Below are 14562 nucleotides of genomic sequence, written 5' to 3'. Positions count from 1 at the left end.
AAGTCAGTCCGTGGTCTTGCGTCGCAGGCGGATGACCACCTCGACAGAGGCGATTTCCGAGCCCTCGGGCGCTTCTGGCAGGCGGGTGATTTCCAGCTGGTCCGCCGGTGCATCGGTCAGCGCGCCACGATCTTCCCAGAAGAAATGCGGGTGATCGTGGGTGTTGGTGTCGAAGTAGCTGCGTGACCCGTCCACCGTGACTTCCTGCATCAGGCCCGCGTCGCAGAAGGCCTTGAGCGTGTTGTAGACGGTGGCAAGAGACACCTGCTCGCCGCTGTCCTTGGCGGCGGCGAAAAGGCTTTCGGCGGTGACGTGACGGTTGTTTCCGTCGCCGACAAGCAAAGCCGCCAGCGCGACGCGCTGTCGTGTGGGGCGCAGGTCGCTGCGTCCCAGCCATGTCTTGCCGCGCTCGATCGCCTCGGACATCATCTCTCGCTGTGGGCGTTGCATTGCAGAGCATATATAAAGCCGCATGGTGGGGAAATTCAATGGGTTTCCTGCCGTCGGACGCGGCGCCTGCGGCGGTGGCGCCCTTGCATGGCTTGCAAACGCGGTGCTAGACGGGGCAAGGTTTTGACTGTGCAACAAAGAGAGGGCCCGCCTGCATGGCCGATTATCCCACCAGCTTCGGCAAGGAAGACCTTCTGAAATGCGCCCGGGGCGAATTGTTCGGGCCGGGCAATGCCCAGCTGCCGGAACCGCCGATGCTGATGATGGACCGGATCACGGATATTTCCGGGGACGCGGGCCTGCACGGGAAGGGACATGTTGTGGCCGAGTTCGACATCGACCCCAACCTGTGGTTCTTCGAGTGCCATTTTCCGGGCAACCCGATCATGCCGGGCTGCCTGGGGCTGGACGGGCTGTGGCAGCTGACCGGTTTCAACCTGGGCTGGCGCGGCTGGCCGGGGCGGGGCTATGCGCTGGGCGTGGGTGAAGTCAAGCTCAAGGGCATGGTGCGCCCGGACCGCAAGATGTTGACCTACAAGGTGGATTTCACCAAGGCGGTGCAGACCCGGCGGCTGACGATGGGCGTCGCGGACGGGATCGTGGAGGCCGATGGAGAGGTCATCTACGAGGTCAAGGACATGAAGGTGGCCCTGTCCGAGAGCTGATTTCGGGGACCCTGCGTACTCCGACCGGGTGGGGTGAAAATCCCCCTCCCGAGGGGCAAAAGTGAACCGATCAGTCTGTACGTTTTGTACAAATCGTACATCGATTCCAGCATTTTGTACAAAGCGGTAGCGGTTTGTTAAGACCTCCGTTCCGGCGTGCCTTGCGGGTGGGTTTGAGGGGCTGGTGCGGCGCGTGTGACGAGGTGTGGCGGCGGGGAGACCCCCGCCCTACGGCTTTGCCGATTTGACGCCCGGCCCAAGGAGTTGTCGCTGGGGCAGAGCGCAAGCCGCGCCATTGACGGGCCGCGGTGCGGCGATCCAGAGCGGGGAGCCTCTTGGTTTATCCGCGCCATGTCCGAAGAAGATCGACACGGATGCGCTGGCCCGACCAATCGCCGTGCCGCCTCGCCGGAGGCGAGTCAATATACGCGGCGCACCTTCGGTGCGACGGGGCGGCCCGTCATGTCGGAGACATACCGCTGGCATGATGGCGCGGCGCCCTTCGGGCTTGTTCCGCTACAGGGTGCGGTAGCAGTAACGTATGAGTCTGGGTTGGGCCAGTTGGGACTCTCCCAATCCAACTCGGCTCTCCTATTTCCTGCAGGTTGGGCGGTTTTCGGACATTCTTTGCATGTGCGAACACTCTTTGCTTCAAACACGGACGCGGGCTTTCAGTCTGGCTCAAGCTGCCGGGCATGGGGCGGTCCACACAGAGGGCGGATTTCGGACGTTCACTGCGCTGGACGCAAAAGTCCGATAAGTAGCCACCCTTTTAGAAGATGCGAAAGTCAAGAAAATGCTTTTGAAAGCGCCAGATCGTTATCGTGTGAATATTTACTGAGTGATGCGAAATCAGGAAATGCCTAGGCTCCTGATGAGCCCTCCGTGAACACAGAGACTCTCGTCCATATTTAAAACTTTAACTTGGCTATTGTAAGCAAAAATCCGATGCCCACCGGAAGTTACGTTTCCTATCACATTGAAATGGTAGAGTATCTTCAAGACCTGACTTTCTGATATCTTGCTGCGGTCTTGGTCAGGAAGCTGATTTTGATACTCTCTGTATCGATCATTGAATTCCTTTCTTGAAAAGACCTGCTTTCTTATCTTGGCAAGAACATCAAGGGTCTCTGATATGTCTTCCATAACCGGGAAGACCTCGTCAATTATTTCTCTCCTCATATATGAGGAGTGTCCCTCGATAGCACCCTTAATTACCTGATTGCTGATCCTGCGACTTCCATCCAGCGACATCCCAATCTTCGCGCATTCTCTTATGTAGCTCACAACGTCGCGCGGCCTGAGAAAAGTCCTTCCGAGTATAAAGCGAAACGTGTCCGATGAGTTTTTCCCACTAGTTCCAAAGCGAGTTTTATTGACGGAAAAAACGGCATCCCAAGCCTCATCGGGTTCAACAGGCGATCCAGTTCTATATAGGGCCTGAGAGAGCCTGTATTTTGTCATTTGCCGAAGTTGACTTTCATCCCATTTCAAGGTGACGGCTCTATCGAGCCATTTATTCTTGTCGACATCCCGGCACAAATCGAAGATATCATCTCGCAAGAATATGACTGGCCTTATCTTAGCATGCGATCCCGAGAATTCAGCTCGAATATTCTGTACTGCCTTAAAAAGGCTGATTAGTAGCTCAAAGTAGCCATCTTTGCGGTCAGGGCTTAAAATATCCCGATAATCCTCGTCAAGTTCATCAAAAATGATAAAGTAATCGCTGTCATCTATGTGCTCTTCAATGAATCCTTTTAGGGCTTCATTCGCTCTTATGAAATCAAACTGATCTTCACCTGTCTCTTCGGCAAAATTCACCCCTGTTCCAAGTATTGTTAAGCCGTAGTTTCTGGAGGTGATGTTTTTCACCGACTGCGAAAGCGCCCCTTTGACCTCAAACTGAAACGCTTCTTTCAGGTCGAACTTGCATCTTGATAAAACTTTTTCATTTTCCGCCATCATGGAGCAGATGTAATGGTATATAACATATGTCCATATTGTGATGTATTGGTTTGGGCGATTGTAACTCTCGTCAGCGAAGCTGTATAGAGCATTGAAGGGAAAGTTCTTGAAAGAAAGGAGTCTCGAAAATTTGTTGTATGACCGACGTGAGTGCAAATAGTCAGCAATCGCAGTTTTTCCTGTCCCCTTCCTGCCTATAACATAATTTTTTATCCCCTTTTCAATGAAAGATACATCGTTGAAATGAAAGAAATAGTCGCTGCCGCTCTCTTCTCGTGCCTCAATTGGCCAAGATGCGATCTCTAAGAACGTGTCATTCAACAATGTGTCGCCTCATGCCATGTGGTTTGGTTTTTTTTAATCGGGTTATGTGGGTTGAATACAGCATTGTCAGGCTGCCCTCAAGGAGCATGCTAATGCGTGTTCGCACTGAAAGGACCTTGCAGGCGCAGCGAACGACCGGATTGACGAGCCGCGCTGCGGCATCAGATCAAGGGCCGGTTTGGGCCGGTCCAGCCTGCGGCTTGGTGACGTTGCGCCGAGTTTGCAAAGCCCTCCCTCCTTGCGCCTCCCCCCTCTTCTAACCTACTAAGACCCTGACACATCAGGAGGAGGCTCCATGCGCCGCGTCGTCGTCACCGGGCTCGGGATCGTCTCGAGCATCGGCAACACTGCCGAAGAGGTCCTTGCCTCGCTCAAGGCGGGCCGTTCGGGCATCACTGCCAACGAGCAGATGAAGGAACACGGGTTCCGCAGCCAGATCGCCGGGGCCATCGACTTGGACGTTTCCCAGCATATCGACAAGCGGACGCTGCGCTTTATGGGGCCGGGGGCGGCCTATGCCCATATCGCGATGGGGCAGGCGATTGCGGATGCGGGCCTTGAAGAAAGCGATATCGTCAACCCGCGCACCGGCCTCGTGGCGGGCTCTGGTGGGCCGTCGACCAGCGCGATGCTGACGGCGCATGAGACGGTGCTGAAAACCGGCGCGACCAAGCGGGTCGGGCCTTTCGCGGTGCCGAAATGCATGTGCTCGACGGTGAGCGCGAACCTCTCGACCGCCTACAAGATCAAGGGCATCAACTACTCGATCACCTCGGCCTGTTCGACAAGCTTGCATTGTATCGGTAACGCCGCCGAGCAGATCATGCTGGGCAAGCAGGACGTGATGTTCGCGGGCGGCGGCGAGGAGCTGGACTGGACGCTGAGCTGCCTCTTCGACGCGATGGGTGCCATGTCGTCGAAGTTCAACGACACGCCGGAGCGCGCCAGCCGGGCCTTCGACAAGGACCGGGATGGCTTCGTGATCTCGGGCGGTGGCGGCATCCTCGTGCTGGAGGAGCTGGAGCACGCCAAGGCCCGGGGCGCCAAGATCTACGCGGAAGTCACCGGCTACGGCGCGACGAGCGACGGGGCGGACATGGTGGCCCCCTCGGGCGAAGGCGGCGAGCGGGCGATGCGGATCGCGCTGTCCACCCTGCCGGAGGGCCGCAAGGTCAGCTACATCAACGCGCATGGCACCTCGACCCCCGTGGGCGACGTGGGCGAGATCGAGGCGGTGCGGCGCGTCTTTGGCGAAGGGACGACCCCGCCGGTGTCGTCGACCAAGTCGATGACCGGCCACAGCCAGGGCGCGACCGGTGCGCAGGAGGCGATCTATTGCCTGCTGGCGCTGCAACATGATTTCATCATTCCGTCCATCAACGTCGAGACGCTGGACCCGGCGTTGAAACCCGCCGAGATCGCCACGGGGTTGGTGGAGAACGCGGGGCTCGACTCGGTGATGACGAATTCCTTTGGCTTTGGCGGCACCAACGGTTCGATGGTGCTGTCGCGATTTAATGACTGATATGCGCGGATAGAGTGGGATGACCATTAGTCTCGAAGGCAAGCGCGGGCTTGTCATGGGCGTTGCGAACGATCGTTCCATCGCCTGGGGAATTGCCAAGGCTTGCCATGAGGCGGGCGCGGAACTGGCCTTTACCTACCAGGGGGAGGCGTTCGGCAAGCGGCTGGAGCCGCTGGCGCAGAGCGTCGGGTCGGATTTCATGGTCGACGTGGACGTGACCGACGATGCCTCGCTGGATGCGGCCTTTGACGCGCTGGGGCAGCGCTGGGACCGGGTGGATTTCCTTGTCCACGCGATTGCCTATTCGGACAAGACGGAACTGGCGGGGCGGTTCCTGAACACCTCGCGCGCCAACTTCAAGAATTCGATGGATATTTCCGTCTATTCCTTCATCGAGGTGGCGCGGCGGGTGCATCCGCTGATGACGGAGGGCGGGACGATGCTGACGCTGACCTATCTGGGCAGCCAGCGCGTCGTGCCGAATTACAACGTCATGGGCGTGGCCAAGGCGGCGCTGGAGAGTACGACGCGCTACCTGGCGAACGACCTGGGTCCCGAGGGCATCCGGGTGAACGCGATTTCCCCCGGACCGATGAAGACGCTGGCGGGCGCGGCCATCGGCGGCGCGCGGCGGACTTACAAGCATACGGGCATGAACGCTCCCCTGCGGTCGAACGCGACGCTGGAGGCGGTGGGCGGCACGGCGGTCTGGCTGATTTCGGACGCGGGCGCCTATACCACGGGCGAGATCATCATGGTGGACGGCGGCTATCACACGATCGGGATGCCGCAGCTGGAAAACCTGTAAGGGGCGATGATGTTGCGTTTTGTCTTGATCCTTGGGACGCTGCTAGCCTTGGGTGGCTGCATGGAAGGCGCGACCGCCGTCGGCGGCAGCACGGGCGGCGGGCAGGGCCCCGAGGCGCGCAAGCTGTCCAGCGGCATGTCCCCGGCACAGGCCGAGGGTGTCTTTGGTCTCGATGCGGGATACGAGCGCAACCCGGCGAACTGGGACGAGGCCTGCATCAGCTACGCCTATGACGGCGGTGCGCGCTACGTCCACGCGGTCTATCGAAATGACCGGCTGGTGCGCGCGACGGACGGGCACGGCGCGATCTGCACCTACGGCGCCGCGCTGTAATCCCCGGAACCCGGCGCCGGATCGGGCGTTGACCCTCCAAGAGATTGGAGGTTTCCATGACATACAAGATCGAACTGCAAAGCGTTGACCGGCTGACCCATGACGTGCGTCGCCTGACCTTTGAAAAGCCCGCGGGCTATGACTATGCGCCCGGACAGGCCACGGATTTCGCGCTCGACCGTGATGGCTGGCGCGAGGAGCAGCGGCCCTTTACCTTTACCAGCCTGCCCGACGAGGAGCGGCTGGAATTTGTCATCAAGTCCTACCCGGAACATGACGGCGTGACCGAGCAGATCGCCGATTTGCAGCCGGGGGAAAACGTGCTGATCGGAGACCCCTGGGGCGCGATCGAGGACAAGGGTGACGGCGTCTTTATCGCCGGGGGCGCGGGTGTGACGCCCTTTATCTCTATCCTGCGCAAGAAGCTGGCCGAGAAGGGCACGCTGGAGGGCAACACGCTGCTGTTTTCCAACCAGTGCGAGCGGGACATCGTGATGCGCAACACCTTCGAGGCCATGCCGGGACTGCGCTGTCACTGGACCGTGACGGAGGAAAAGGGCAGCCCGTTGGCGCGCGGCATGATCGACGCCGGGATGCTGGACGACTTTGTCGATCCGGACCGGGACGTCTGCTATGTCTGCGGGCCCGACCCGATGGTCGAGGCGATGCCGGAAGAGTTGAAGAAGATCGGCGTTCCCGAAGACCGGATCGTGACCGAGGATTTCGGCTGATCCGCGTGCCGCCGGCGGGGTGACCCCCGCCCTACGCAGGGGTCGTCAGAACCATTGCCCCGGCTCTATCAGGCCGAGATCCAGCAATTGCCGCGAGTGCCACTCGAACGGGGTTGAATTGTGCCAGCGGAAGCTGCGGATGTCGAAAGTGGAGCCGGGGTTGCGTTTCAGCGCCTTGGCGGTGCGGAAACTGACGATGGCGGCGGTCAGGTTGTTGTGCCAGGGGCAGGCGTAGGTGTTGTATTCCTCGTCGGAAAAGGTGTGATCGTCGCGCAGGGTCAGCCCCGGCTTGGCGCGGAAGATGCCGATGCGGTCGATCTTGCGCCGGGTTTCGGGGACGTGTTCCTCGAACCGCCAGCGCAGCCCCCCGAAGAAATCCAGTTGCCGTTCCTTGGGGTGGTTGTGGTGTGTCGGATCGGGCCGGGCCAGCGCGTAATAGCCCGACCGGTCCAGCCAGGCGTCATCCAGCGATACCGCATCCGGGTGCCGATTGAGATCACCGGCGTAGAGATCGACGACATAGGTCAGCATGGCGTCGCGCCGTTCCTCGGCGTGGAAGGCCAGCATCTCTCCGACCGTGCGGTTTTCCGAGAAGGGAAAGAACAGGTATTCGGCATTATAGCAGTAATAGAGCCATTGGCCCGCGGCCCGGGGCATCAGGCGGTTGACCGCCGTCTGCACGGCGCCGTCCCTGCGCATGTCATGGGCAACGTGATGGACCTTGCCGCGCAGATCATCGGGCACGGCAAGCTCGGCCTCGCCGAAGAGGACCACGCTGCGGAAACCGCAATGCCGGTGATGGCGCAGGGTGGTGTTCAGCTCGGTCCCGTCCTCGGCAAAGATCAGCGCGATCGGCCCGCGTTGTAGCGCCTCGGTGCCGCGGGACAGGAAGTGATCTATGTCCGTGTAAAACATGTTCGGCCTCTGGCGGGGCTTTTGCGGCAGAATCGGTGAAAATCTGGTGCATTGCAAGATGGGGGGATTCTGCGGTATCCGCAGCCCTCGTACCCGAGAGCAGGAGCGCGCGCGATGGCCCCGAAGAAGCTTTATATCAAGACCTACGGCTGCCAGATGAATGTCTATGACAGCGAGCGCATGGCCGAGGCGATGGGCGGCGAGGGCTATGAGACCACCGAACGCCCCGAAGACGCGGACATGATCCTGCTGAACACCTGCCACATCCGCGAGAAGGCGGCGGAGAAGGTTTACAGCGAACTGGGCCGCTACAAGGGGCTGAAGGCCGCGCGCCCGGACCTGAAGATCGGCGTGGCGGGCTGCGTCGCCCAGGCCGAGGGCGAAGAGATCATGCGCCGCCAGCCGATGGTGGACCTGGTTGTGGGGCCGCAAAGCTATCACCGCCTGCCCGAGATGGAGGCCAAGGTGCGCTCCGGCGGCAAGGCGCTGGACACGGATTTCCCCGAGGAGGACAAGTTTGACCACCTCAAGGGGCGGCCCAAGGCGAAACGCGGGCCGACGGCGTTCCTGACCGTGCAGGAGGGCTGTGACAAGTTCTGTGCCTTTTGTGTGGTGCCCTATACCCGAGGGGCCGAGGTGTCGCGCCCGGCGGAGCGCGTGCTGACCGAGGCGCGCGACCTGGTGGAGCGCGGCGTGCGCGAGATCACCCTGCTGGGCCAGAACGTGAATGCCTACCATGGCCATGACGGCGGGCTGGCCGGGCTGATCCATGCCCTGGCCGAGGTCGATGGGCTGGAGCGTATCCGCTTCACCACCTCGCACCCGAACGACATGGACGAGGCGCTGATCGAGGCGCATGGGACCTGCGACAAGCTGATGCCCTACCTGCACCTGCCGGTGCAGGCGGGCAGCGACAAGATCCTGAAGCGGATGAACCGCCAGCACACGGCGGAGCAATATCTGCGGTTGATCGAACGGCTGCGCGCGGCGCGGCCGGACCTGCACCTGTCGGGCGATTTCATCGTCGGCTTCCCCGAAGAGACCGAGGCCGATTTCCAGGCCACGCTGGACCTGATCGAAGCGGTGGAATACGGCAGCGCGTTTTCCTTCAAGTACTCCGAACGCCCCGGCACCCCGGCCGCGGAACGGCCCCAGGTGCCCGAGGACGAAAAGGACGACCGGCTGCAGCGGCTGCAGGCCCTGCTGACCAAACAGCAGCGCCGCCTGCAGGATGCGATGGTCGGCCGGGACGTGCATGTGCTGTTCGAAAAGCCCGGACGGCTGCCCGGCCAGATGGTCGGCAAGTCGGAATACCTGCACGCGGTCCATGTCGAGACCAGCGGCATCGTGCCGGGCGACCTGGCGCGAATCCGAATCGAATCCAGCGGGCCCAATTCTCTCAAAGGGGTGATGCACCCGCTCTAGAGCTGCCTCCGAACCCGTTGTTTCAAAAAAAAGGTTCGGATTATCCACAGTAAAATAAGGTGGTTGCGGGAACTGTTTCCGATTTTGGGACAGTATGCATAGCTTTTCTCTTCACAGGGAAGGCAACTTTGCTAATGTGTTGATTATAGTAAATTTGCCTGCGCGCGCTGCCAAACCGAGCGCAGGCATCAGGGGAAACTATAACCAAGGGACCAGGCTGTGGCGTATCGCATTACCAAGGCCATCGGCGCGATGGCGCTTGCGGCTCTCGCTGGTCTGTCGGCCGCCGCGCCGGCAGTCGCCGAGGACGCAGAGAAGACACCTTTCATTTCCACGCAGAACACCCGCACCATCAAGGGTGAACAGTATATCCCGGGCATCTGGGTCGATCCGGACGGTTGCGAACACTGGGTGATGGACGACGGTGTCGAGGGCTACATGAGCCCCCACGTCACCCGCAAGGGCATCCCGGTCTGCCGCCGTGCCAACACCTGCGGCGTGATGAACACCGACCAGTTCTTTGCCACCGACAGCTACAGGATCTCCAAGCACGGGCAGGCCCGCATCGCGGAATTCTTCCGCAGCGCCTCTGCCGTGGGCTACGTGATCGCAGGCCACACCGACAGTCGCGCCTCGGATGAGTACAACATCAAGTTGAGCTACAACCGCGCGCTGGCCGTGGCCAAGGTTGCCCGCTCCGTCGGGGCCAACATCACCGACGTGCGCGGCTATGGCGAACGCATGCCCGTGGCCTCCAACAAGACCGCACAGGGCATGGCCAAGAACCGCCGTGTCGAAATTCTCTGCTTCCGGTAATCCAGAGGGGACCAGGATTATGAACTTCGTGAAACCGATCCTTCTGGTTGTCGCTGCCGTCGGCCTCGCCGCCTGCGACCCGGTCGGCCCGGACAAGAGCCGCGACCGCCAGTCCATCGACCGTGACGACCTGACCGGCATGAAGGCCGGCATCTGGGTCGATCCGAACGGTTGCGACCACTGGATCATCGACGACGGCGTCGAGGGCTATCTCTCGCAGCGCCTGGACAAGTACGGCAAGCCGGTCTGCTCGGGCATCGCGCCTCCGACCATCGCCACGGGCGACTTCAAGGGCGGCTCGACCTCGGTCATCGGCGACCCGCTGTAATCTCGACCCTGACAGGCACGCAGGGTAACAATGGGCCGCGCGGCATCTGCCGCGCGGTCTGTTTTTGTGGCACTTGAATGACATTCCGCCCAAGGCCGCGACCGAGACTTGCGCCATCGCGCCGCCGGGTGCACCATATCTAGCAGAAACATGCGTCCGGATTCGGACGGCCCTGTGCAGGAGACGGGTTTGACAGCGGGCACCTTGACCGAAGCCATCGTTGAATTTCCAGACAATCGACTGCTGATCGATCTTTGTGGAGAGTTCGATCGCAACCTGACCGACATCGAGGCCCGCACCGGGGTGCAGATCCTGCGCCGCGGCAACCAGCTGGCCATTCACGGCCCCGAGGACGCGGTGCCCGAGGCGGCCGAGGTTCTGCGCCTGCTCTACGAACGGCTGGAACAGGGCCGCGAGGTGGACCGCGGCGACATCGACCGCGCCTTTCGCATGGAAGACGACGAGCCTGACGAACAACTGGAGATGTTCAGCGGCGGCAAGGTCGAGATCAAGACCCGCAAGAAGCTGATCGAACCGCGCACCGACGCACAAAAAGCCTACGTGCAGTCGCTTTACGCCAATGAAATGGCCTTTGGCATCGGTCCGGCGGGCACCGGCAAGACCTACCTGGCGGTGGCGGTGGGCGTGAACATGCTGATCACCGGCGAGGTCGACAAGATCATCCTATGCCGCCCGGCCGTCGAGGCGGGCGAACGGCTGGGCTTTCTGCCCGGGACGCAGGAGGAAAAGGTCGACCCCTACATGCAGCCCTTGATGGATGCGCTGAACGATTTCCTGCCGGGCAAGCAGCTTGCCAAGATGCGCGAGGAAAAGTCGGTCGAGATCGCGCCGCTGGCCTTCATGCGCGGGCGCACGCTGTCGAATGCCTTTGTCGTGCTGGACGAGGCGCAGAACGCGACCACCATGCAGATGAAGATGTTCCTGACCCGCCTGGGCGAAGGTTCGCGCATGGTGATCACCGGGGACCGGACGCAGATCGACCTGCCGCGCGGCGTGCCATCGGGGCTGGCAGACGCGGAACGCCTGCTGAACCATGTCCCCGGCATCTCGTTCAACTATTTCACCGGCAAGGACGTGGTGCGCCATCCGCTTGTCGCGGCCATCATCGAGGCCTATGAGGCGGACGCGGAGGGCTGAGACCCCGCCTCCTGCTTCTTTGGTTTGAAAAATACCTCGGGGGTCCGGGGGCAGAGCCCCCGGCACTGGACCACATGCTGACCGATACGATTTTCGAGGACGACCGTTGGCAGGCCGCCGGGCTGGCGGCCCTGTCCGAACGCGGCGCGGTGGCGGCGCTGGCGCACCTGGGCCTGGAGCCCGCAGAGTACGAGATCGCCGTGCTGGGCTGCGATGATGCCCGCATCGCCACGCTGAACGGCGATTTCCGCGACAAGCCCACCGCCACCAACGTGCTGAGCTGGCCCTCCGAGGACCTTGCAGCCGAGGCACCGGGCGCGACGCCCTGGCCGCCCGAACCCGAGGACGACGAGCCCCACCACCTGGGCGACATCGCGCTGGCCTGGGAAACCTGCGGGCGGGAAGCCGCCGAGCAGGGTATCGCTTTCGAGCAACATGTCACACATCTGATTGTTCATGGCGTGTTACATCTATTGGGGTATGACCATATGCGTGACGCGGACGCCACGCTGATGGAACGGCTGGAGGCAGAGATACTTGGCAATCTCGGCCTGCCGAACCCATATGGTGAGGATGATGGCCCCGATGGGGCATGACTGGAACAGGAAAGATGGGCGATAGCGACGACTCGTCTAAGGCAGCGCAAAGCGCGCCACTGACGGGAAAAATGAACGGACACGGGCCGCGGCGCAGTTTCTGGCAGCGGTTGTTCGGCCGGGGCGGCGAGGGAAGCTCGCTGCGCGGCTCTGCGGCCGAGAGCGCGCCTCGGGCGCCGGACCGGCCGGTTCACGGCATGATAAACCTGCGCCGGATGCGGGTCGAGGACGTGGCCATTCCCAAGGCCGAGATCATCGCCGTGCCCAACACGATCACCAAAGAGGACCTGGTCACCGTGTTCCGCGAAAGCGGCATGACGCGGTTGCCGGTCTACGAGGGCACGCTGGACACGCCCGTGGGCATGGCCCACCTCAAGGATTTCGCGCTGCAGCAGGGGTTCAACGGCACCGGCGGGCGGTTCAACCTGAAACGGATGCTGCGGCCCCTGCTCTTCGTGCCGCCGTCGATGCCGATTGGCGTGCTGCTGACCAAGATGCAGACCGAACGCCGGCACATGGCGCTGGTGATCGACGAATACGGCGGGGTCGACGGGCTGGTGACGATCGAGGACCTGATCGAACAGGTCATCGGCGAGATCGAGGACGAGCACGACACCGACGAGGACCAGTACTGGACCCGCGAAAAGACCGGCTGCTACCTGGTGCAGGCCAAGACCCCGCTGAGCGATTTCGAAGGGGAGCTGGGCCTTGCGCTGACCGACCACGACGACATCGACGAGGAAGAGATCGACACGCTGGGCGGGCTGGTCTTCATGCTGGCGGGCCGCGTGCCCGCGCGGGGCGAAGTGGTGCCGCATCCGGCGGGGCTGGACTTCGAGGTGGTCGATGCGGACCCGCGCCGGATCAAGCGGCTGCGTGTGCGCCCGTCGAACGCGGCGCGTGCCGAAACCGCCGCCACGGCGCCTGCACCGGTGGCAGAGGCCCCGGCGGTCAAGGCCGACGCGGGCCATGCCTGACAGGTTTGCGGCCGGTGACGGCCGCAGGGTCGCGGGCCCCGTGCCGGGCTGGATGCGCCTGCCGCTGGCGGTGCTGGCGGGTGTCGTCATCGGCCTGGGCCAGCCGCCCTATGACCTGTGGTACCTGGGCTTTGCGGGCTATGCCGCGGCGGTCTGGCTGTTCCTGGTGACGCCGGGCGGCTTGCATTCGGCGGGCACGGGCTGGGCCGTGGGGCTGGGCTATTTCGGCTTTTCGATGGGCTGGATCGTCGAGCCCTTTTTCGTCGACGCTGCGGTGACGGGCTGGATGGCGCCCTTTGCGCTGATCGGCCTTGCGGGCGGTCTGGCGCTGTTCTGGGGGCTGGCGTTCCGGCTGTCTTCGCAGGGGCGCTACCCGGTGCTCGGGCTGGTCCTGGCGTGGAGCCTGGCGGAACTGGCGCGCGCCTATGTCTTTACCGGCTTTCCCTGGGCGCTGGTGCCCTATTTCTGGCTGCCGGTGCCGGTGATCCAGTGGGTTTCCGTGGTCGGGCCACATGGGCTGACGCTGTTGACGCTGGCGGCGGCGGCGCTGTGTGCGCTGGCGCTGCGGCCCGGTGGGGCGCGGGCGGGTCTGGCGGGCCTTACCCTGCTGGCGGCGCTGTTCGGTGGCGGCGTTCTCCTGACCCCTGCCGCGCAGGACCTTGCAGCGCGTCCGGTGGTGCGGCTGGTCCAGCCCAATGCCCCCCAGCACGAGAAGTGGGACCCGCAAAAGATCCCCGTCTTCATGCAGCGCAAGCTGGAGTTCACCCGCGCTGCGCCCGCCGAGGGCGGGGCGGCGCCCGCGCTGATCGTCTGGCCGGAAACCAGCGTGCCCAACCTGCTGCACCGCGCGGGGCCGACGCTGGACCGGATCACCGAGGCGGCGGGGGGGACGCCGGTCCTGCTGGGGGTCCAGCGTGCAGACCAGGCGGGCTATTACAACTCGCTGATCGTGCTGGCGCCCGGTGGCGGGGTGCAGGCGCTTTACGACAAGCATCACCTGGTGCCCTTCGGGGAATACATGCCGGCTGCCGCGCTCTTTGCGCGGTGGAACATCGCCGGGCTGGCGGCGCGGGCCGAGGGTGGATACACGCCCGGGCCGGGGCCGCAGGTGATCGACATGGGGCCGCTGGGCAGCGCGCTGCCGCTGATCTGCTACGAGGCGGTCTTTCCGCAGGATGTGAACGGCGCGCCCTTGCGGCCCGATATGCTGATCCAGATCACCAATGACGCCTGGTTCGGCACCTGGTCGGGGCCGTATCAACACCTGGCCCAGGCCCGAATCCGGGCCATCGAACAGGGACTGCCGATGCTGCGGGCGGCCAATACCGGCGTCTCGGCGGTGATCGACGGGGCCGGGCGGGTCCTGGTCACCATTCCGCTGGGCGAGGCCGGGTTCGCCGATGCGCCGCTGCCGCCGCCGATGCGTCACACGCCTTACAGCCGCACCGGGGATCTGCCCGCGGGATTGCTCATGTTCGTGGCAATTGCGGCGCTTTGGGCGGGGTCCCGCCGTCGCAGGACGCCAGAAAGCGATTGACCCCGC

At 62.7% G+C, this 14562-nt stretch carries 15 protein-coding genes; 12 read left to right on the top strand and 3 right to left on the bottom strand.

What is annotated here, in order from left to right; genetic code table 11:
* Positions 1–3 precede the first annotated feature (3 nt).
* The gene (irrA, locus tag G9Q80_RS23465; protein WP_043144954.1) at positions 4–429 is read right to left on the bottom strand and encodes an iron response transcriptional regulator IrrA; all 426 of its coding nucleotides are present in this window, start codon (positions 427–429) and stop codon (positions 4–6) included.
* Positions 430–605: 176 nt separating this feature from the next.
* Between irrA and fabA the strand changes: the two genes are divergently transcribed.
* Positions 606–1115 carry a bifunctional 3-hydroxydecanoyl-ACP dehydratase/trans-2-decenoyl-ACP isomerase gene (fabA, locus tag G9Q80_RS23460; RefSeq protein WP_069210334.1) on the top strand — a complete coding sequence of 170 codons (510 nt, stop codon included), beginning with the start codon at positions 606–608 and terminating at the stop codon, positions 1113–1115.
* 852 nt (positions 1116–1967) lie between these two features.
* Here the strand turns inward: fabA and G9Q80_RS23455 are convergent.
* Positions 1968–3404, bottom strand: coding sequence for a P-loop ATPase, Sll1717 family (locus tag G9Q80_RS23455; RefSeq protein WP_133066417.1), 1437 nt, complete (start codon positions 3402–3404; stop codon positions 1968–1970).
* 298 nt (positions 3405–3702) lie between these two features.
* Between G9Q80_RS23455 and fabB the strand changes: the two genes are divergently transcribed.
* The 4 genes from fabB to G9Q80_RS23435 are packed head-to-tail and all read left to right on the top strand — an operon-like array spanning position 3703 to position 6804.
* Complete coding sequence (gene fabB / locus G9Q80_RS23450) at positions 3703–4932, top strand: beta-ketoacyl-ACP synthase I (RefSeq protein ID WP_088715568.1); 1230 nt, start codon at positions 3703–3705, stop codon at positions 4930–4932.
* A gap of 19 nt (positions 4933–4951) precedes the next feature.
* Complete coding sequence (locus G9Q80_RS23445) at positions 4952–5740, top strand: enoyl-ACP reductase FabI (protein ID WP_088715569.1); 789 nt, start codon at positions 4952–4954, stop codon at positions 5738–5740.
* Between the two features lie 6 nt (positions 5741–5746).
* Entirely contained in the window at positions 5747–6073 is a 327-nt protein-coding gene (locus G9Q80_RS23440; protein WP_043144961.1) for a hypothetical protein, read from the top strand.
* 56 nt (positions 6074–6129) lie between these two features.
* Positions 6130–6804, top strand: a complete 675-nt coding sequence (locus G9Q80_RS23435) for an FAD-binding oxidoreductase (RefSeq protein ID WP_088715570.1) — start codon at positions 6130–6132, stop codon at positions 6802–6804.
* 45 nt (positions 6805–6849) lie between these two features.
* Here the strand turns inward: G9Q80_RS23435 and G9Q80_RS23430 are convergent, their stop codons facing one another.
* A complete protein-coding gene (locus G9Q80_RS23430) occupies positions 6850–7719 on the bottom strand; it encodes a hypothetical protein (protein WP_088715571.1) in 870 nt (289 codons plus the stop codon).
* Positions 7720–7833: 114 nt separating this feature from the next.
* Between G9Q80_RS23430 and miaB the strand changes: the two genes are divergently transcribed.
* From miaB to lnt, 7 genes are all read left to right on the top strand, one after another.
* Positions 7834–9144 carry a tRNA (N6-isopentenyl adenosine(37)-C2)-methylthiotransferase MiaB gene (miaB, locus tag G9Q80_RS23425; protein ID WP_088715572.1) on the top strand — a complete coding sequence of 437 codons (1311 nt, stop codon included), beginning with the start codon at positions 7834–7836 and terminating at the stop codon, positions 9142–9144.
* A 219-nt stretch (positions 9145–9363) separates the two neighbouring features.
* The gene (locus G9Q80_RS23420; protein WP_229754958.1) at positions 9364–9960 is read left to right on the top strand and encodes an OmpA family protein; all 597 of its coding nucleotides are present in this window, start codon (positions 9364–9366) and stop codon (positions 9958–9960) included.
* Positions 9961–9979: 19 nt separating this feature from the next.
* Entirely contained in the window at positions 9980–10288 is a 309-nt protein-coding gene (locus tag G9Q80_RS23415) for a hypothetical protein (RefSeq protein ID WP_043144967.1), read from the top strand.
* A gap of 189 nt (positions 10289–10477) precedes the next feature.
* Positions 10478–11446 (top strand): PhoH family protein, encoded by a 969-nt coding sequence (locus tag G9Q80_RS23410; protein ID WP_043145040.1) that lies wholly within the window; start codon positions 10478–10480, stop codon positions 11444–11446.
* Positions 11447–11520: 74 nt separating this feature from the next.
* Positions 11521–12042, top strand: a complete 522-nt coding sequence (gene ybeY, locus G9Q80_RS23405) for an rRNA maturation RNase YbeY (RefSeq protein ID WP_167648317.1) — start codon at positions 11521–11523, stop codon at positions 12040–12042.
* 14 nt (positions 12043–12056) lie between these two features.
* Positions 12057–13019, top strand: coding sequence for a hemolysin family protein (locus G9Q80_RS23400; RefSeq protein WP_043144970.1), 963 nt, complete (start codon positions 12057–12059; stop codon positions 13017–13019).
* Positions 13012–14556, top strand: coding sequence for an apolipoprotein N-acyltransferase (gene lnt, locus G9Q80_RS23395; RefSeq protein WP_232788233.1), 1545 nt, complete (start codon positions 13012–13014; stop codon positions 14554–14556). Before G9Q80_RS23400 ends, lnt begins: the two co-directional genes overlap by 8 nt.
* Positions 14557–14562 lie beyond the last annotated feature (6 nt).

The organism is Mameliella sp. LZ-28, from assembly GCF_012274245.1.
Taxonomy (GTDB): Bacteria; Pseudomonadota; Alphaproteobacteria; order Rhodobacterales; family Rhodobacteraceae; genus Antarctobacter; species Antarctobacter albus.
Note: the sequence above shows the minus strand (reverse complement) of the source record. Positions and strands in the feature narration are given on the sequence as shown.